The following is an 18,978-nucleotide window of genomic DNA, read 5'->3' as shown; positions in this document are numbered from 1 at the left end:
TCTAGGCATTGCGGCGCTTGCATAACAGGCGCCGCTTAACAGCCCGTCGCGGCCTATTCGTCCGAATAGTCCGCTTTTGGCCCGGACCTCCAGAGGTTCGGGCTTTTTTATTTTCAGATGCAAGATGTGGGGGTGGCATGGTTAATACCGCTTTAACCGTCCTTTGATTAGGTGGGGCGAAGGTACTGGGCGCAGACGCTTGGCGATTCGCACGCTCTCACGCATTGGACGGGTACACACATGGCAAGAAGCACATCGCCTGCAATGGATGGCCGGCCTGACCGTTTTTCCCTTTCGGGCTTCATGTTCCGGCAGGCGCAAACCCTTATCGGCTTCGGGATCTTTCTGCTGCTCGCTTTGGCAGTTGCTGCGCTTGCGACCTGGAATGTTGCGGATCCGAGCTACTCCTATGCAACAGGAAACGAACCGACCAACATTCTAGGCTATAGCGGGGCTGCGTTTGCCGACCTTGCAATGCAGTTCTTCGGACTTGCCAGCGTCGTCGCGCTTTTGCCTGTTGTTGCCTGGGCGCTTGCATTGATCTCAGGACGCCGCATCAGCCGCATCCCGGCGCGCGCCGCCGCCTGGGGTCTGGGATCGGTGCTTTCTTCCGCCGTAATAGGTTGCTTCCCGCCGCCGCTCACCTGGCCGATTCCCAACGGTATCGGCGGTGTCATCGGTGACATGATCCTGCGGTTTCCTGCGCTGTTTGTCGGCGCCTATCCGACCGGCGCCTTCGCAACAGCGGTTGGCTGCGTGTTCGCCATCCCCACCGTCTGGATGCTGCTGTTTTCTGCCGGTCTCGTCGGTCGCAACGAGGAGGATGAGGACGAAGCTGCGCAAGACTACGCAAAAAGCCGCTCCAAGCTGCCTTCGGTAGGTGACGAGGAAGAAGATGACGATGAAGGCGGCTGGCTGGCGTTCGGCGCGCTGACGCATGCCTGGTACATGAGCCAGGCTCGCATGCGTCGCTTGCTCGGCATGGGTCCTCGCAAGCGGCGGCAGGACGATTTCGAGTCGCCCTACGACTTCAATGACGACGAGTTTGGTAAACTGAATGAGCCGGTCCGCGCCAAGGTACCGGCTGCACGTGGAGAGCGCATGGATCCATCGATGGATCCGCGCGCCGCCTCACAGCGCCGTGTTGTTTCCGCGCCGTCCATTTCGCTCAATGACGACGACGATGATGATCTGCCGTTCGATGACATGCCGCCGCGTCCAGCCGACATTCTGCCTGATGACGACGACTGGATGATGCGCGCTCCCTCCAAGCCCGCCGGCGGACGTTCGGAGCCGCGCGTGGTACAGCCGACGGCGCGGCCGAAACCCGGCGCCCGCGTCGAACGCGAGCAACAGGGATCGTTCATCCGCCCCGAGGGCTTCCAGCTTCCGTCGATGCATCTCCTCGCCGAACCGAAGAATGTCGTGCGTGATTCGACGCTGTCTGCCGATGCGCTGGAACAGAATGCGCGCATGCTCGAAGGCGTGCTCGAGGATTTCGGTGTCAAGGGCGAAATCATCCACGTCCGTCCCGGTCCGGTTGTCACCCTCTATGAACTGGAGCCTGCTCCCGGTATCAAGTCGTCGCGCGTCATCGGCTTGGCCGACGATATCGCCCGCTCGATGAGCGCGATTGCTGCCCGCGTCGCGGTCGTGCCGGGCCGCAATGCCATCGGTATCGAGCTGCCGAACTCCACGCGCGAAACCGTCTATCTGCGCGAACTCATCGCTTCACGCGATTTCGAGGGCTCGAAGGCGAAGCTTGCCATGGCGCTCGGCAAGACCATCGGCGGCGAAGCTGTCATAGCGGATCTGGCCAAGATGCCGCACCTGCTCGTTGCGGGTACCACAGGCTCGGGTAAGTCAGTCGCCATCAACACAATGATCCTGTCGCTGCTCTACCGCATGACGCCGGAGCAATGCCGCCTGATCATGATCGATCCTAAGATGCTCGAATTGTCTGTTTACGACGGCATTCCGCATCTTCTCTCGCCTGTCGTCACGGACCCCAAAAAGGCTGTCGTTGCGCTCAAGTGGACCGTCCGCGAGATGGAAGAGCGCTACAAGAAGATGTCGAAGATCGGCGTCCGCAATATCGACGGCTTCAACAGCCGCGTCGAACAGGCCCTTGCCAAGGGCGAGGTGATCTCGCGCACCGTGCAGACCGGCTTCGACCGCCACACGGGCGAGGCGATGTACGAGACGGAAGAATTCGACCTGCAGCCGATGCCTTATATCGTCGTCATCATCGACGAGATGGCCGACCTGATGATGGTTGCCGGCAAAGACATCGAAGGCGCGGTGCAGCGACTGGCGCAGATGGCGCGTGCCGCCGGCATCCATGTCATCATGGCAACCCAGCGCCCGTCTGTCGACGTTATCACCGGCACCATCAAGGCAAACTTCCCGACCCGCATCTCCTTCCAGGTGACGTCGAAGATTGATAGTCGCACCATCCTCGGCGAACAGGGCGCGGAGCAGCTGCTCGGTATGGGTGACATGCTCTATATGGCCGGCGGCGGACGCATCCAGCGCGTCCACGGCCCGTTCGTTGCCGATATGGAGGTCGAGGAGATCGTCTCCTACCTGAAGACGCAAGGCGCGCCGCAATATCTCGACGCCATTACGGCTGACGAGGACGAAGATAGCGACTATGGCGGTGGTCCGGCGGGAACGTCCAATCTTTCTGAATCCGACGATCCGTACGATCAGGCCGTGGCCATCGTTCTACGTGACGGAAAGGCATCGACGTCGTATATTCAACGCAGACTTGGCATTGGATACAACCGCGCCGCATCACTGATCGAGCGGATGGAGCAGGAAGGCATCATCGGTCCCGCCAATCATGCTGGAAAACGCGAGATCCTGGTTCCGACCGAGGGCGATATTCTTGACCGCTGAGGCCGGCAGCATTGAATGATGCCAACCTCACGGAAACCTGATCGCATTGAAACCGTTAGTTTATGCAGGCCTGCGAGCTCCGCCATGAAGGCGCCGCGTTTCCGCAGCATTCAAAATGCATAAAGGAGACATAGATGAACAACTCCAATTCCGTCATGGACCGCATCTCGCTGACCCGGCGCCATCTTCTTGGCACGCTGGCGGTCGCTGCGGCGTCGGCAATCCCGATTGCGGCCTATGCACAGGCGGCGGCCGCTGCTTCCAGCGCCTCTACCGCGCAGGCGATTGCGGACCACTTCTCAAGTGTTGCGACGATGCAGGGCGAATTCGTCCAGTTTGGCCCGCGCGGCGAGCAGACCGGTGGGAAGTTCTATATCCAGCGCCCCGGGAAGCTGCGCTTTAACTATGACAACCCATCGCCTATCCGTGTCATCGCGGACGGAAAGAACGTTGCCGTTGGCAATATGAAGCTCAAGACGTGGGATTTGTATCCATTGTCGAAGACGCCGCTCAGCCTGCTGTTGGCACAGCGGATCGACCTCTCGGCAGGCTCCGTGAAGAGCGTGAAGCAGGAATCCGACCTGACGACGATCGCGCTTGGCAACAACACGATCTTTGGTAACTCGACGATTACGATGATGTTCGATCCGAAGACCTATGATCTCCGTCAGTGGACGATCACCGACAACCAGGGCAAGGACACCTCCGTCATGGTGTTCAACGTCAAGACCGGCATCCAGTTCGACGACAAGGTGTTCAGGGTGCCTTATGAAGTGATCCCCGGGACGGCCGCCTACCGAGATTGATTTCCCGCTGTTTTGTCAGGACAACGCCCTACAATCTTACAGGGCGTTTTTCTTTGCGCGCATCCGTTCCATAGCGACAGCCTTTCCTCTAAAGCCAGTTCGTCCGGTTTTTGAAAGGCAATGGAATGGGCTTCTCGGTCACGACTTGGAATATCAACTCTCTGCGGTTGCGCATGCCGATCGTCGAGCAATTCGTCCTCAAGCATAGGCCAGACATCCTTTGCCTCCAGGAAACGAAGGTGCCAAACGATCTGTTTCCTGCCTCGCCGCTACGCGCGATGGGCTATGAACACATTATCATCCATGGCCAAAAGGGCTATCATGGTGTTGCTATTGCCTCACGTGTCCCGCTCGTCGAGGATCACCGTCAGGACTACTGCAACGTCGGTGATGCCAGGCACATCTCCGCCGTCTTCGAGCGCGGTGGCCGGCGTATTCGCCTGCATAACTTCTATGTGCCGGCCGGCGGCGACGAACCGGATCGGACGATCAATCCGAAGTTCGGGCACAAGCTCGACTTCATCGAGGAAATGAAGCAACTCAAGGCGAACGGCGAGACGAATACCTCGGCAATCCTTGTCGGCGATCTCAACATCGCTCCGCTCGAGCATGACGTATGGTCGCATAAGCAGCTGCTCAAGATCGTCAGCCACACGCCGGTGGAGACCGAGGGCCTTCTCGAGGTCATGCAGCGGGGCGCCTGGCTCGACCTGATGCGCCAGCACGTTCCGGAGAATGAAAAACTCTATACGTGGTGGAGCTATCGCGCCAAGGATTGGCAAGCGGCTGATCGCGGCCGTCGGCTCGACCATATATGGAGTTCAAAGGATCTCGGGCCACACCTGCAGCGCATCGATATTCTGAAGGAGGCGCGCGGATGGGAACGGCCGTCCGACCATGTGCCGGTCACCGCGCACTTCAATCTCTGATCTGCTCAGACGAAGCGGTGGAGCTGTGCCACTGCTTTGGCCGCAAGCTCGGCGATGTTGTCCCGAATGCGGCTCTCGATCAGCCGGGCAGCCTCCGGGTATTCCTCGATAAGCCGGTGGAACAGCGAGCGAGTGATGCGAATGATGCTCGTGTCTTCGGTTGCAACGGCCGTGAACTTGCGCTCGACCAACGTGATCAGCGCAAGTTCGGACAGAAGCGTGCCAGGTCCGACCGTGCTCTGGACGTCAGGTTGGCCATCGCGGCCGGTCCGGCTGAGTTCGACGCCGCCAGCGAGGATGACGTAGGCGCTTTCCGCCGGCGAGCCTTCGCGGAAGAGCATCTGGCCTGCCGAAATGACGCGTCGATCCGCGCCGAAGGCGATCAGCCGCAGCTGATCCTCGGACATGCCGTGGAACAGCGGCAGCTGCGACAATAGCCGGATGTCATCGTTCAGAGCCATGCTACGGGATGATCTTGTAGCCGCCGTTTTCTGTCACCAGAATCTCGGCGTTGGATGGATCGCGTTCGATCTTCTGGCGCAGGCGGTAGACGTGGGTTTCCAGCGTGTGCGTGGTGACACCGGAATTGTAGCCCCACACTTCTTCCAGGAGCACGTCGCGGGTGACGACCTTCTGCTCGGCGCGATAGAGGTAGCGAATGATCGCCGCTTCCTTCTCTGTCAGCCGGATCTTCTGGCCGCTGTCCATCGTCAACAGCTTCTGGCTCGGCTTGAAGACATAAGGGCCGACGCTGAAGGTGGCGTCCTCGCTTTGCTCGTGCTGGCGCAGTTGCACGCGGATGCGGGCAAGCAGGACAGCGAAGCGGAAGGGCTTGGTAACGTAGTCGTTGGCGCCCGCTTCGAGGCCGAGGATGGTATCGGAGTCCGTGTCATGACCGGTCAGCATGATGATCGGGGCTTTCAGTCCGCCCTTTCGCAGCAGCTTGACGGCCTCGCGTCCGTCCATATCGGGCAGCCCGACGTCCATGATGAGCAGGTCGATCGGCGTTGATCGCGCACGCTCGACGCCCTTGGCCGCCGTTGTTTCCTGAAGCACCGTGAATTCGTCGTAGAGCGAAAGCTGTTCCGTGAGTGTCTCGCGGAGGTCGTCATCATCATCCACCAAGAGAATGGTGCGTGCGGTCATGCGGCTCTATCCCTCGCCTGCGGTCCCTCACTCCTACGCCAATTCGCTAGCATTGGCAAAGATTGGGCAACCGAGCTGTTGTCGTATACGATGCTATATGTTTTCAATCGTAATCCTAGCAATCGCAACCACATGTGAGAAAAATGGAGAAAACAAGGCGTCCGAGACCGATACAGTCGACGACCCTCGTTGTTCGTCCTGCACCAGGCAAAAAAAGTAGGGCCCTGATCAAGTTCGGTACGATTATCGTGCCGGCCGCAATCGGTCGGTCTGGCCGAACGGTGCTCAAGCGTGAGGGAGATGGGGCCACTCCTATTGCCTCGATGAAGCTACTTTCCGGCTTTCGTCGCGGCGAGCGCCTCACGCGTCTTGAGTCACCGCTTGCGGTTCGCCGCATCCATGGCGATATGCTGTGGTGCGACCAACCGAACAACGCGAACTACAACAGGCTAGTCAAAGCACCGTTTCGGCCGAGCCATGAGGAAATGAAGCGCAAGGACGCCCTCTATGACGTCTGCCTCGTCATGGACTGGAATATCACCTCGCGAGCCCGCAATCGCGGCTCGGCGATCTTCTTCCATCTGATCAAGCCCGGCTACGAGCCGACCGCTGGGTGCGTGGCCGTTCACCCACGAGACATGCGGCGCCTCTTGCCGTTCATGCGTAAGGGGACGGTCGTGCGCGTTCTTTGATCCGCGGGGGTGATAAACCAGCCCCGCCGACCTATATGCCCTTTCGACCGGCGCACGGGCTGAAATGCGCGCAGGGAAATCCGCAACCGCGGCTTCAATCACGCCCCGTCCAATTCTTCAAACTTCCGGAGACATATTGTGGCACAGCAACCCATCATCACTTTCCATGACGGACATTCAATTCCCCAGGTCGGCCTCGGCGTCTGGCAGACGCCCCAGGAGATCGCCGCACCGACGGTGCGTTCAGCCATAGCGGCTGGCTATCGGCACATCGACACGGCGTCCGGCTACGACAACGAGGAAGGCGTCGGCGAGGGCATCCGCTCGTCCGGCCTCGATCGCAAGGACATTTTCGTTACCACCAAGCTCCGCAACACCGATCAGGGCTACGACGCGACCATGCGCGCGTTCGAGGGCAGCCTGAGGAAGCTCGGCATGGAGTATGTCGACCTCTACCTCATCCACTGGCCGTCGCCGCACCGTGGGCTCTATCGCGAAACCTGGAAGGCCTTCGTGAAGATCAGGGAAGAAGGCCGTGCTCGTTCGATCGGCGTTTCGAACTTCTATCCGGATCATCTCGAACAGATCATCGGCGATACCGGCGTCGTTCCCGTCATCAACCAGATCGAGTTGCACCCCGATTTCCAGCAGAAGGCTGCGCAGGAAGCGCACAAGAAGCTGAACATCGCCACCGAATCGTGGAGCCCGCTCGGTCAGGGCAAGTTGATCGCCAATCCGGCGATCGGCGAGATCGCCAGGAAGCACGGAAAAACACCGGCTCAGGTCATCATTCGCTGGCATATCGACAGCGGCCTTGTTGTCATTCCGAAGTCGGTTACGCCGTCGCGGATCGAGGAGAATTTCAAGGTCTTCGATTTCAAGCTGGATGCGGCCGACATGGAGGAAATCGCCAAGCTTGACGACAAGAGCGCCCGCATGGGGCCAGATCCATATACGGCCAATTTCTGATCGAAACTCTGCTCTCCCTTCTCTCTATTTCGAGGGAGGGGAGAGACGCCACCTCAGGCAAGCGAACGTGGCGTGATGAAGCGTTCCAACATGCCACTTCGCGGCTTCAGATCCTTCCAGCGATCGGCATCGAACTCGATCACCGCAAGTGCGGCCGTCGGGAATTTCTCCCTGATGCGAGCGCATGCGTCGGCATCGCCTTCGCCGATCAAACCGTCTGCGAGATCCTGAAAGCCGGGATTGTGCCCGATCAGCATAAGCGTCCGAACCTTGGGATCGATGGTTTGTACGACAGCCGCGATCTTTGCGGCAGAAGCTTCGTACAAGTCCTCCGCATCACGCTTTGCGATCGCAGACGGAAGCTTTTTGGCAAGAAGCCCCCAGGTCTCCTGGGTGCGCCGAGCCGAGGACACCAGAACCAGATCGGGGATAAGCTTTTCACGCGCGAGATAGCGGCCCATCAACGGTGCTGCCTTCTCTCCGCGACCCGCTAGCGGGCGATCGTGGTCGGGCACGTTCTCCGGCCATGCGGATTTGGCGTGACGAAGAAGGAGCAGGCGTCGTTTTGTGGACGGTTTTGCAGCGCTCATATGCTCACCTGAAAGGTGCTAAGGTTCGAACGCGGCTATTGTCTCACCGAATGCGTCCGGTGTCTGCTGAGGTGGCCTCCCCGTCGTTTCCGAGGGGAGGCCGTCATGTCTTAGTTCCACTCGCGGATATCGACGAAGTGGCCGGCGATCGCGGCGGCAGCGGCCATCGCCGGAGAAACCAGGTGGGTACGGCCCTTGAAGCCCTGGCGGCCTTCGAAGTTGCGGTTCGAGGTGGAAGCGCAACGCTCGCCCGGCTTCAGGCGGTCGTCGTTCATGGCGAGGCACATGGAGCAACCCGGCTCGCGCCAGTCAAAGCCGGCTGCCTTGAAGATCTTGTCGAGACCTTCCTGCTCCGCCTGTTCCTTCACGAGGCCGGAGCCCGGAACGATCATGGCGTTGACGGTCGAGGCGACGGTCTTGCCTTCGACAACCTTGGCAACGGCGCGCAGGTCTTCGATGCGGCCATTCGTGCAGGAGCCGATGAAGACGCGGTCGATGTTGATCTCGGTGATCGGGGTGCCGGGCTTCAGGCCCATGTAGTCGAGCGCACGCCACTTGGAAGCACGCTTCGTCTCCTCCGGAATTTCGTCCGGGTTCGGAACGACGCCCTGAACGGAGATGACGTCCTCCGGCGAGGAACCCCAAGACACAATCGGGGGCAATTCGGCGGCGTTGAGCTTCACAACGCGGTCAAAATGCGCGCCTTCGTCCGACTTCAGAGTCTTCCAATAGGCGATCGCTTGCTCCAGCGCCTCGCCTTTCGGCGCGCGCGGCTTGCCCTTGATGTATTCGAAGGTGGTTTCGTCCGGCGCAATCAGCCCGGCGCGGGCGCCGCCTTCGATCGACATGTTGCAGATGGTCATGCGGCCTTCCATCGACAGCGCGCGAATGGCTTCGCCGGCGTATTCGATGACGTAGCCGGTGCCGCCGGCGGTGCCGATTTCACCGATGATGGCAAGAACGATGTCCTTGGCGGTGACGCCGGCAGGCAGCTGCCCGTCAACCTGCACCAGCATGTTCTTCGCCTTCTTCTGGATCAGGGTCTGCGTGGCGAGCACGTGCTCGACCTCAGAAGTACCGATGCCATGGGCGAGCGAGCCGAAGGCGCCGTGCGTCGAGGTGTGGCTGTCGCCGCAGACGATCGTCATGCCGGGCAGGGTGAAGCCCTGTTCAGGTCCGATGATATGGACGATGCCCTGCCGCTTGTCGTTCTCCGAGTAGTATTCGACATTGAACTCGGCGGCATTGATGGCGAGCTGCTCGACCTGAATGCGGCTCTCTTCGTTCTTGATGCCGAGATGCCGGTCGGGTGACGTCGGAACGTTATGGTCGACGACAGCCAGCGTCTTTTCCGGCGCGCGAACCTTGCGGCCAGTCATACGCAGGCCTTCGAAAGCCTGCGGCGAGGTGACTTCGTGGACCAGGTGGCGGTCGATGTAGAGAAGACAGGTGCCGTCAGCCTGTTCATCAACCAGATGGTCGGCCCAGATCTTGTCGTAAAGGGTACGCGGTGCGCTCATGGCGTTGTGTCCGTATTGAATGCGTATGGAGAGATAGAGTTTGGGCGGACAAGGCTCCGCCGGCCGTCATTCGATCAACGAAGTCGGCTGTTGAGTGCACCGGACACCGACGCAAAGAAGCGTGCCGGCAGGCGGTAATGATCCTGCAGCACGAAAATATGCGCGCCAATGCACTTGAACTTGGATTCCATGGGCCGTCACATATCAATTTTTGGCGACGGCGGCAATTCGAATCATGACGCCGTTATCGCCCGTCTCTTCTGCGCATCCGCTTCTCGACCTGGCGCAATGCAAGCGACAGGCCGATCGTCAGGATGAGATAGATGTAGGTGACGATCGAGTAGGTTTCAAAGAAGCGGAAGGAGCCGGAGGCGTAGATTTTTCCCATCTGGGTGATGTCGGACACGCCGAGGACCGATACCAGCGACGAGTCCTTGACCATCGCCACGAAGTCGTTCGATAGCGGCGGAAAGATCACCTTGATGGCCTGCGGGAAGACCACGAAGCGGAAACGGTGATAGCGCGAGAGGCCGAGCGCCTTGGCGGCCTCGATCTGCCCCTGATCGACTGACTGGATGCCGGCGCGGAAGACTTCGGCGATGAAGGAGGAGTAGCCGATCATAAGCGCGATGATCGCTCGCCACATCAGCGAGAAGTCGCGCACCATCACCGGTTCGCTGAAGCCCGCCTGGACCAGTGGACTGGTCAGGAAGTTGTAGGCGGCGACGATGCCGGGGGCGCCGACGAAGGCGACGTAGAATAGCAGCACCAGCATCGGCACGCCGCGGATGACTTCGACATAGAAGCGGGAGATCTGGCGAAGCACGACACTGTCGGACAGTCCGAGCAACGCGATGCCAAGGCCAAGAAGGGTCGCGAGCGCAAACCCTACCAGCGTCACGAAGATGGTAACGCCGACGCCATTGAAGACGGTGCGGAAGACCTGCGCGTAGATGTCGTTGGTGACGATGACGACGGCAAGGACGATGCCGATCGCGACGAGGGCGACAAGCCACCAGGGGTAGTCGCCCTTACTCTGCCCAACCGGGGCCGGCTGAGGAGCCATTACGTGTTAACCGAAGAAAGGATCATTGTCCCATCTTGTAGTCGAAGAACCACTTTTTGTTCAGCGCGTCGAAGGTGCCGTCCGCCTTGAGGCTGGCGATCGCCGCGTTGACGGGTGCCACGAGATCGGAGCCCTTCGGGAAGATGAAGCCGAAATCTTCGGTGCCGAGCGGGCCGCCGACGACCTTCAGGCCACCGTTCGAGGCATCGACATAGCCTTTGGCGGCGACGCTATCGGTGAGCACGACATCGACGTCTCCAGCCTTGAGGGCCTGAACGGTGGCGCCGAAAGTCTCGAAAAGCTTGATGCGCGGATTCTGCTCGTTGCCGTCGAGGATCTCGTAGACGGCCGTGTAGAAGGGCGAGGTGCCGGGCTGCGCGCCAACGAGGCCTTCATTGAAGGCGCCGAAGGTCTTCGCGTCGTTGAACCGGTTTTCGTCGCCGCGCACCAGCATGAACTGCTGCGAGCGCATGTAGGGATCGGAGAAATCCACCTTTGCCTTGCGGTCGTCCTTGATGGTGATACCGGTCATGCCAATATTGTACTGGTTGTCGGAGACGGCCTGGATCATCGCGTCCCAGCTGGTGTTCTGGTACTCGACCTTGAAATTCAGCCGCTTTGCGATCTCGTTCATCGCGTCATATTCCCAGCCGATCGCCTTGCCGGACTTCGGGTCGACGAACTGCAGCGGCGGGTAGGCGTTTTCGGTCACGACAACGACTGCCTTGCCCTTGAGGTCGGGAAGATCGGCGGCAAAGGTCGCGAGCGGCGACAGGATGAGAGCGGTCAGTCCTGCAAGGACGGCGCGGCGGAACGGCATTAGGTATCTCCCCGAAATATAGCTCGCGAAACCTGTCATAGTTGCGAAGCGGATAGCAAGAGAATTGCCGCATGTCGCCGTGCAAAAACAGAAAAGGCGGCCCCAAAGACCGCCTCTTCCTGCGAAGATTTTTGCGAGATGCATTGCGAGCATCACCGGCCAAGTAACAAGATGGCAACGCTTCCATCACAGCCGCGAAAGCTAGCTCACTTTTGCCGATGCGATGCCGTTCAATTTCGCAATCGCATCGGCGGGCAAGCCAATGTCTGCGACCGCGAGATTCTCCCTGAGGTGGACCCGTGACGAGGTGCCAGGCATGAGCAGGATATTCGGTGCGCGCTGCAGGAGCCAGGCTAGCGCAACCTGCATCGGCGTTGCGCCCAGATCCTCGGCGACGTCCGAAAGCGTGGAGGATTGCAGCGGCGAGAAGCCGCCGAGCGGAAAGAACGGAACATAGGCTGTCTGCTCCACGGCAAGCTGGTCGATCAGCGCATCGTCCTCCCGATGCGCAAGATTGTATTGATTCTGGACACAAACGATCTCGGTGATCTTTCGGCCGTCGGCAATTTGCTTGGCGGTGACGCTGGAGAGTCCGATGTGTTTGACAAGGCCCTGGCGCTGAAGGTCGGCGAGGACCGTGAGAGGCTCCTCCAAAGATCCTTCCGCGGGGCCGTGAACATCAAACATGGCGCGCAGATTGACCACCTCGATCACATCGAGGCCGAGGTTCGTCAGGTTGTCGTGGATCGCCTTCGTTAACGCTTCCCGAGAGAAGGCCGGGTTCCAGGATGCATCCGGGCCGCGTGTCGCTCCGATCTTGGTGACGATCACGAGACTGTCGCTGTAAGGATGCAGCGCTTCCCTGATGATCTGATTGGTGACGTGCGGGCCATAGAAGTCGCTGGTGTCGATGTGGTTGACGCCGCTTTCGATGGCTTCACGCAGAACGGCTATGGCTTCGCCGCGGTCTTTCGGTGGGCCGAAGACGCCCTTGCCGGCCAGTTGCATGGCACCATAACCGAGCCGCGTCACCGCACGGTCGCCGAGTGTGAATGTGCCCGATTTTTCGAGATTGGACATGATCTACTCCGTTTAAAGACGGGGTAGACATAGGGCAGGTTCGGTCTGCTGATAACGCCATGCTTTCCGCACGGGTTGTTCGCAATTCCGGACAATGGTCCTTGGGGGAACTGTCTGCGTATCATCGCACGCAATAAAAAAGGCGACCCGAAGGTCGCCTTTTCCAACAATCCGTGAGGATTGAAACTTATTCTGCTGCCGGCTCGGCCGCTGCTGCAGCTTCTGCTGCTGCCTTGGCTTCTGCGGCTTCCTGAGCTGCCTTTTCGGCCGCGAGCGCCTGAGCTGCTGCAACCTTTTCGGCTTCCAGACGTGCCTTTTCCTCGGCAACGGCCTGGCGCTCGGCGTCGTTGAGCTTGCGGGCGCGCGTGCCGGTGTTCTCGACGATACGAGCCGACTTGCCGCGACGATCGCGCAGGTAGTAAAGCTTCGCGCGACGGACCTTACCGCGGCGAACGACTTCTACGCTTTCGATTGCCGGGGAGTAGACCGGGAATACGCGCTCGACGCCTTCGCCGTAGGAGATCTTGCGAACCGTGAAGTTCTCCTGCAGGCCACCGCCGGAGCGAGCGATGCAAACGCCTTCGTAGGCCTGTACGCGGGTACGGTTGCCTTCCTTGACCTTCACGTTGACGCGAACGGTATCGCCTGGGGAGAATTCAGGAAGCGTGCGCTGGGCTTCGATCTTGGCGACCTGTTCGGCCTCAAGCTGCTGAATGATGTTCATGACTCAACCTCTTTGTTGGTTCAACAGCCAGAGCGCTCTGAACGATCTATCCTTGGTCGAGCCTCAGATATTTGCCGGTGAGGGCAGGAGCGAATTCGTCTGTTTTTCTTTGCATGGTTGATGGGAGTTTTCCCATTCCGGGCGTGCGCATACCGTATTGCGCAGGCTTTGTCACCCCTTCGGCCCGGAAATTTCGCTGCGTCGGCCGATAAAACGCGGCCTTCAACGGCGCTGCACAATATCAAGCCTGTGACTCATTTGATTAAATATTTGTCAAATGCCCAACCGAGGAGCAGATTCTGTTTCGGATCAAATTGTGATCCGTCGGAGTTTTCGGAGGGGAATGAATGACAGTCAGTAATCCGTCGCCCTCGTTATATAACGAGGACCTCGCGCCCGCTCAGGAGAGGAAGTGGGGCGCTTTCAGTATATTCAATGTGTGGACTTCTGATGTTCACAGCCTTTGGGGCTATTATCTCGCCGCCAGCCTTTTCCTGCTGTGCGGCAGCTTCATCAATTTCGTGATCGCCATCGGTCTCGGCTCGCTGGTCATCTTCTTCCTCATGAGCCTCGTCGGTAACGCCGGCGTCAAGACGGGCGTACCGTTCCCGGTACTTGCGCGCGCTTCGTTCGGCACGTTCGGAGCCAATGCCCCGGCTCTGGTTCGCGCCGTTGTCGCCTGCTTCTGGTACGGCGCACAGACGGCGGCTGCATCCGGCGCGATCGTCGCTCTTCTCATTCGCAACGAGAGCATGCTGGCCTTCCATCAGAACAGCCACATGCTTGGTCACTCCACGCTCGAGGTGATCTGCTACGTTGTCGTCTGGGCGCTGCAGCTCCTGATCATTCAGCGCGGCATGGAGACGGTGCGCAAGTTCCAGGACCTGGCCGGCCCTGCCGTCTGGATCATGATGCTTGTTCTCGCCGTCTATCTCATCACCAAGGCCGGCACCTTCTCCTTCGGCAGCGAGATCCCGCGCGACGTGCTGCTTGAGAAGACGAAAGACGCGGGCATTTCCTACGAACCCGGCACCTTCCCGGCTCTTGCCGCCGTTGCCGCCACCTGGATCACCTACTTCGCAGCGCTCTACCTGAACTTCTGCGATTTCTCGCGCTATGCCAAGGACACGAAAACCCTGCGCACCGGCAATCTCTGGGGCCTGCCGATCAACTTGCTCGCCTTCTGCCTCGTCGCAGGCGTTACCACCACGGCTGCGTTCACCGTCTACGGCGAAGTGTTGCTGCATCCGGAAGCAATCTCGGCGAAATTCGACAGCTGGTTCCTGGCATTGCTTGCCGCCTTGACCTTCGCTGTCGCAACGCTTGGCATCAACGTGGTGGCCAACTTCGTCTCGCCAGCCTTCGATTTCTCGAATGTCTTCCCTCGCCAGATCAGCTTCAAGGGCGGCGGCTATATCGCAGCCCTGATCGCGCTGGTGCTCTACCCCTTCGCACCGTGGGAGACGGGTGCTGCACACTTCGTCAACTTCATCGGTTCGACAATGGGTCCGATCTTCGGGATCATGATGGTCGACTACTATCTGATCCGGAAGGGTGAGCTGAACGTCTCAGACCTCTATCAGGAGAATGGCGAGTTCCGCTTCCAGAATGGCTGGCACACGAATGCGTTCATCGCCTTCATCATCGGCTCGCTGTTCTCGTCGGTTCTCCCGACTTTCACGTCGATCTTGCCGGAATGGTGGGGGACCTATGGCTGGTTCTTCGGCGTCGGCATTGGCGGTGTCGTCTACTACGTGTTGCGCATGGGCACACGTGGCTCCGCAGTCGGCGCTACGAACTGACACCAAACAATGCAATGCCCGGCTTTGGCCGGGCATTTTTCATTCTTCCAACAGGTCCGGGCGTCGTTCGCGAGTCAGCTGCAGCGCCTGCTCGCGGCGCCATTTTTCGATTGCGCCATGATTGCCCGACGTCAGGATCGCCGGGATCTCGCGGCCCTCCCATTCCTGCGGACGGGTGTAGTGCGGATGCTCCAGCAGGCCGCCTTCGAAACTCTCATGCAATCCGGAAAGATCGTTTCCCATGACGCCCGGCAGAATGCGGACGATTGCGTCCAGCACGGTCAGCGCCGCCGGCTCGCCGCCCGACAGCACGTAGTCGCCGATCGAGACTTCTTCCAGCTCGCGCGCTTCGATGACGCGCTGATCGACGCCCTCGAAGCGACCGCAGACGATGATGACGCCATCGCCGGACGCCAGTTCGCGCACGCGCTCCTGGGTCAGCGGCTTCCCGCGCGGGCTCATCAGCAGGCGTGGACGGCTGTCGTTCTCTGAAGCACTGTCGATGGCGCGGGCGAGGACGTCGGGTTTGAGCACCATTCCGGCGCCGCCGCCAGCGGGCGTATCATCGACAGTGCGGTGCTTGTCGGTGGCAAAATCGCGAATCTGCAACGTGTCGAGCGACCACTGGCCACGTTCCATCGCCTTGCCGGCAAGGGAATAGCCGAGGTGACCCGGAAACATTTCCGGGTAGAGGGTCAGCACGGTCGCGCGAAACGCCATCGACCGCCTCACTTCTTCTTTTTCGGCGTGTCTGGCGTGAATTTCGCGCTGTCATCCTCGGTATCGACGAGACCGGCAGCCAAGGGATCGATGGTGATCCTGCCGCTTTCGAGGTCGATATCGAGAACCGAGGCTTCCGAGAAGGGGATCAACACGGGGCGCTTGCCGGGACCCTTCAGTTCCAGGAGGTCGCCGGCACCGAAGTCGAAAACGCCGGTCACTGTGCCGTAGCTGACGCCCTGGTCGTCGAGCGCTTCCAGGCCCTCGAGGTCGGCGTAGAAGAATTCGTCTTCCTCCAGTTCCTCGTCCGGCAGGTTGTCGCGCTCGATATAGAGCTCCAGTCCGTTCAGTTCCTCGGCAGCATTGCGATCGTTAATCCCGCGGAAGCGGACGACAACGACGTTCTTCATTTCCCGGATGTCGAGGATTTCGAAGGTACGGCCATCAAGGCTGTGCAGGTTGCCATAGTCGCCGAGGGCCGTCGGGTCGGCAGTGTAGGCCTTGGCGCGCACTTCGCCGCGCAGGCCCTGGGCGCCACCGATCGTTGCCATCAGAACGGGATTTTCAAGCTTTGCCATGACGTCCTTCACATGAAGCCGCAAATCTTGGCTTCTCTTAAACGAAGTGCGGCGGAATGGAAACGAAAACGGGCGGCATGTCGCCATGCCGCCCGTTCGATAAGGGAAAGTCCCCGATTATTCTGCGGAAGCAGCAGCTTCAGCAGCGTCGGCGGCCTTCTGAGCCTTTTCAGCAGCGCGCTCCTGAGCCTTCTTGCCCGGCTTTGCCTTTTCCGGGTTGCTCTTGGCGTCACGCTTTGCGAGGCCGGCTTCGTTGAGGAAGCGCAGAACGCGGTCGGTCGGCTGTGCGCCCTGATCGAGCCAGTGCTTGATACGGTCGTTGTTCAGGGTGATACGAGCGCCGTTGTCCTTGGCGAGCATCGGATTCCAGGAACCGAGGTTTTCGAGGAAGCGGCCATCGCGCGGCGAACGGGCGTCAGCGAGAACGATGTGGTAGTACGGGCGCTTCTTGGAACCACCGCGTGCGAGACGAATTTTCAGTGCCATTTTCTTTACTCCTTGGACTTTTCTGGACCGCCTGATCCGGCGGTATGGTTCATTTTGCTGCGGCGCCGTTTTCGGCGTGGTCTGCAGCGATCTGCTCATGATGCCGGATGACTTCCTTGATGATGAAGTTCAGGAACTTCTCGGCGAAATCCGGATCCAGATTGGCATCCTTCGCCAGATGGCGGAGGCGTTCGATCTGGTATTCTTCGCGCGCCGGATCGGCCGGCGGCAACTTGTACTTGGCCTTGAGAACGCCGACTTCTTTGGTGCAGCGGAAACGTTCGGCCAGGATATGGACCAGCGCGGCGTCGATGTTGTCGATCGACTGGCGATAGTTCGAAAGCTGGGCTTTGATTTCAGGATCAATCATTGTCTACGCGACCCCTTCACTTCTTCTTGGGCAGGCCGGGAAGGCCCGGGAAACCACCGCCGAGACCCGGAAGCTTGGCGCCGCCCAGACCCGGCAAACCGCCGCCGCCAAGACCGGGCAGCCCGCCGCCCGGCTTTCCTAGACCGGCAGCTTCAGCCTGCTTCTGGAGCGCTTCGAGCTGCTTGGGATCAATGTTCGAAAGATCGGGCATGCCGCCGCCGAGGCCGCCAAGACCCATCTTGCCGGCAAGGCCACCCATCATCTGCTTCATCAGGCCGCCCTTGCCCTTGCCGCCCATCATCTTCATCATGTCCGCCATCTGGCGGTGCATCTTCAGAAGCTTGTTGATGTCGGAGGCGTCGGTGCCGGAGCCGGCAGCGATGCGCTTCTTGCGCGAATGCTTGAGTATGTCAGGGTTGGCACGCTCGGCCTTGGTCATCGAACCGATGATGGCGAGCTGGCGACCGAACAGGCTGTCGTTGAGGCCGGCCGAAGCCATCTTGTCCTTCATGCCGGCCATGCCGGGCATCATGCTCATGATGCCGCCCATGCCGCCCATCTTCTGCATCTGGCGCAGCTGGTCGGCGAGGTCGTTGAGGTCGAACTTGCCCTTGGCCATCTTGGCGGCCATGGCCGCCGCCTTTTCGGCGTCGATGTTTTCGGCGGCGCGCTCAACCAGCGAAACGATGTCGCCCATGCCGAGAATGCGGTCGGCGATACGGCGGGGGTGGAACTCTTCGAGTTCGCCCATGCGCTCGCCGACACCGATGAGCTTGATCGGCTTGCCGGTAACGGCGCGCATCGAAAGGGCGGCACCGCCACGGCCATCGCCGTCCATGCGGGTGAGCACCAGGCCGGTGATGCCGACACGTTCGTCGAAGCTGCGCGCTAGGTTGACGGCATCCTGACCGGTCAAGCTATCCGCGACCAGCAGGATTTCATGCGGGTTCGACTTCTTCTTGATGTCGGCCATCTCGACCATCAAGGGCTCGTCGATATGCGTACGGCCGGCGGTGTCGAGGATGACGACGTCATGGCCGCCGAGCTTGGCGGCCTGTACGGCGCGCGCAGCGATATCGGTCGGCGACTGGCCTGCGATCACGGGCAGCGTGTCAACGTTTGTCTGCACGCCGAGCTGGCGCAGCTGTTCCTGGGCGGCCGGACGTCGCGTATCGAGCGACGCCATCAGCACTTTCTTCTTCTCGCGATCGGTGAGACGCTTGGCGATCTTCCCCGTCGTGGTCGTCTTGCCCGAGCCCTGCAGACCGACCATCATGATGACGACGGGGGCAACGGCATGCAGGTCGACGCCCACGCCTTCGCCGCCGAGCATCTCGATCAGCTCATCATGGACGATCTTGACGACCATCTGGCCGGGCTTGATCGACTTCAGGATCTCGGCGCCGACGGCCTTTTCGCGGACGCGATCGGTAAAGCCGCGCACCACGTCAAGCGCGACATCAGCCTCCAGAAGCGCACGGCGAACCTCGCGCAGCGCTGCGGAAACATCGCTTTCCGAAAGCGCGCCACGGCCTGTCAGTCCATTCAGAATGGATCCAAGACGGTCCTGGAGGTTCTCAAACATCGGCTCTTCCTTGTGATTTCCTGGAGACGGAAACCTTGTGCTTTTCCTTGACGAAAACAAGACGCATAGCCAAAAACCACCCGAGGGCGCATCGCGCTGTCGGGTGTGGACCTCCGGGATCGATTTATACCTTTGCGGGTCCCGGTCGGTGGCTCGAGTCTTGAAGCTCGTCGCAGATTGAGCGGCGGTAAACA

The 18,978-nt window shown here is 60.1% G+C and carries 19 protein-coding genes; 6 read left to right on the top strand and 13 right to left on the bottom strand.

The window, feature by feature from the left end:
• Positions 1–240 precede the first annotated feature (240 nt).
• From FHT97_RS17220 to xth, 3 genes are all read left to right on the top strand, one after another.
• Positions 241–2,901 (top strand): DNA translocase FtsK, encoded by a 2,661-nt coding sequence (locus FHT97_RS17220; protein WP_183863760.1) that lies wholly within the window; start codon positions 241–243, stop codon positions 2,899–2,901.
• 134 nt (positions 2,902–3,035) lie between these two features.
• Complete coding sequence (locus tag FHT97_RS17215; RefSeq protein ID WP_183755125.1) at positions 3,036–3,707, top strand: outer membrane lipoprotein carrier protein LolA; 672 nt, start codon at positions 3,036–3,038, stop codon at positions 3,705–3,707.
• A gap of 125 nt (positions 3,708–3,832) precedes the next feature.
• Positions 3,833–4,636, top strand: a complete 804-nt coding sequence (gene xth / locus FHT97_RS17210; RefSeq protein ID WP_183863759.1) for an exodeoxyribonuclease III — start codon at positions 3,833–3,835, stop codon at positions 4,634–4,636.
• A gap of 5 nt (positions 4,637–4,641) precedes the next feature.
• Here xth and FHT97_RS17205 read toward each other — a convergent pair whose 3' ends face one another.
• A complete protein-coding gene (locus tag FHT97_RS17205; RefSeq protein ID WP_183863758.1) occupies positions 4,642–5,097 on the bottom strand; it encodes a cyclic nucleotide-binding domain-containing protein in 456 nt (151 codons plus the stop codon).
• 1 nt (position 5,098) lies between these two features.
• Positions 5,099–5,782 carry a response regulator transcription factor gene (locus tag FHT97_RS17200; protein WP_016556671.1) on the bottom strand — a complete coding sequence of 228 codons (684 nt, stop codon included), beginning with the start codon at positions 5,780–5,782 and terminating at the stop codon, positions 5,099–5,101.
• Positions 5,783–5,952: 170 nt separating this feature from the next.
• On the opposite strand from FHT97_RS17200, the gene FHT97_RS17195 reads away from it, so the two are divergent.
• Positions 5,953–6,474, top strand: coding sequence for a L,D-transpeptidase family protein (locus tag FHT97_RS17195; RefSeq protein WP_183863825.1), 522 nt, complete (start codon positions 5,953–5,955; stop codon positions 6,472–6,474).
• A 138-nt stretch (positions 6,475–6,612) separates the two neighbouring features.
• Positions 6,613–7,443 carry an aldo/keto reductase gene (locus tag FHT97_RS17190; protein ID WP_183863757.1) on the top strand — a complete coding sequence of 277 codons (831 nt, stop codon included), beginning with the start codon at positions 6,613–6,615 and terminating at the stop codon, positions 7,441–7,443.
• Between the two features lie 53 nt (positions 7,444–7,496).
• Here the strand turns inward: FHT97_RS17190 and FHT97_RS17185 are convergent, their stop codons facing one another.
• The 6 genes from FHT97_RS17185 to rplS form a co-directional block, all read right to left on the bottom strand.
• On the bottom strand, positions 7,497–8,033 hold the full coding sequence (locus tag FHT97_RS17185) for a histidine phosphatase family protein (RefSeq protein WP_183863756.1): 537 nt from the start codon (positions 8,031–8,033) through the stop codon (positions 7,497–7,499).
• A gap of 110 nt (positions 8,034–8,143) precedes the next feature.
• On the bottom strand, positions 8,144–9,553 hold the full coding sequence (leuC, locus tag FHT97_RS17180; protein WP_016556667.1) for a 3-isopropylmalate dehydratase large subunit: 1,410 nt from the start codon (positions 9,551–9,553) through the stop codon (positions 8,144–8,146).
• A gap of 244 nt (positions 9,554–9,797) precedes the next feature.
• Positions 9,798–10,619, bottom strand: a complete 822-nt coding sequence (locus FHT97_RS17175) for an amino acid ABC transporter permease (RefSeq protein ID WP_183863755.1) — start codon at positions 10,617–10,619, stop codon at positions 9,798–9,800.
• 22 nt (positions 10,620–10,641) lie between these two features.
• The gene (locus FHT97_RS17170; RefSeq protein ID WP_183863754.1) at positions 10,642–11,439 is read right to left on the bottom strand and encodes a transporter substrate-binding domain-containing protein; all 798 of its coding nucleotides are present in this window, start codon (positions 11,437–11,439) and stop codon (positions 10,642–10,644) included.
• A gap of 201 nt (positions 11,440–11,640) precedes the next feature.
• Positions 11,641–12,519, bottom strand: coding sequence for an aldo/keto reductase family oxidoreductase (locus tag FHT97_RS17165; RefSeq protein ID WP_183863753.1), 879 nt, complete (start codon positions 12,517–12,519; stop codon positions 11,641–11,643).
• A gap of 187 nt (positions 12,520–12,706) precedes the next feature.
• Positions 12,707–13,243 (bottom strand): 50S ribosomal protein L19, encoded by a 537-nt coding sequence (gene rplS, locus FHT97_RS17160; protein WP_016556661.1) that lies wholly within the window; start codon positions 13,241–13,243, stop codon positions 12,707–12,709.
• Between the two features lie 347 nt (positions 13,244–13,590).
• On the opposite strand from rplS, the gene FHT97_RS17155 reads away from it, so the two are divergent.
• Positions 13,591–15,045, top strand: coding sequence for an NCS1 family nucleobase:cation symporter-1 (locus tag FHT97_RS17155; RefSeq protein ID WP_183863752.1), 1,455 nt, complete (start codon positions 13,591–13,593; stop codon positions 15,043–15,045).
• Between the two features lie 39 nt (positions 15,046–15,084).
• Here the strand turns inward: FHT97_RS17155 and trmD are convergent, their stop codons facing one another.
• The 5 genes from trmD to ffh all read right to left on the bottom strand — a co-directional run bounded on the left by trmD (position 15,085) and on the right by ffh (position 18,784).
• Positions 15,085–15,765, bottom strand: coding sequence for a tRNA (guanosine(37)-N1)-methyltransferase TrmD (gene trmD / locus FHT97_RS17150; protein ID WP_183863751.1), 681 nt, complete (start codon positions 15,763–15,765; stop codon positions 15,085–15,087).
• Between the two features lie 8 nt (positions 15,766–15,773).
• Positions 15,774–16,343, bottom strand: a complete 570-nt coding sequence (rimM, locus tag FHT97_RS17145) for a ribosome maturation factor RimM (RefSeq protein WP_183863750.1) — start codon at positions 16,341–16,343, stop codon at positions 15,774–15,776.
• 117 nt (positions 16,344–16,460) lie between these two features.
• A complete protein-coding gene (gene rpsP, locus FHT97_RS17140; RefSeq protein ID WP_016556657.1) occupies positions 16,461–16,829 on the bottom strand; it encodes a 30S ribosomal protein S16 in 369 nt (122 codons plus the stop codon).
• A 49-nt stretch (positions 16,830–16,878) separates the two neighbouring features.
• A complete protein-coding gene (locus FHT97_RS17135; protein ID WP_016556656.1) occupies positions 16,879–17,199 on the bottom strand; it encodes a chorismate mutase in 321 nt (106 codons plus the stop codon).
• Between the two features lie 16 nt (positions 17,200–17,215).
• Positions 17,216–18,784: a signal recognition particle protein gene (gene ffh / locus FHT97_RS17130; protein ID WP_183863749.1), complete on the bottom strand. Its 1,569-nt coding sequence runs from the start codon at positions 18,782–18,784 to the stop codon at positions 17,216–17,218.
• Positions 18,785–18,978: the final 194 nt, after the last annotated feature.

The organism is Rhizobium sp. BK399 (genome assembly GCF_014194695.1).
In the GTDB taxonomy this organism is placed as follows: domain Bacteria; phylum Pseudomonadota; class Alphaproteobacteria; order Rhizobiales; family Rhizobiaceae; genus Rhizobium.
The sequence above is the reverse complement of the archived record's forward strand: the minus strand, read 5'-3'. Positions and strand labels throughout refer to the sequence as shown.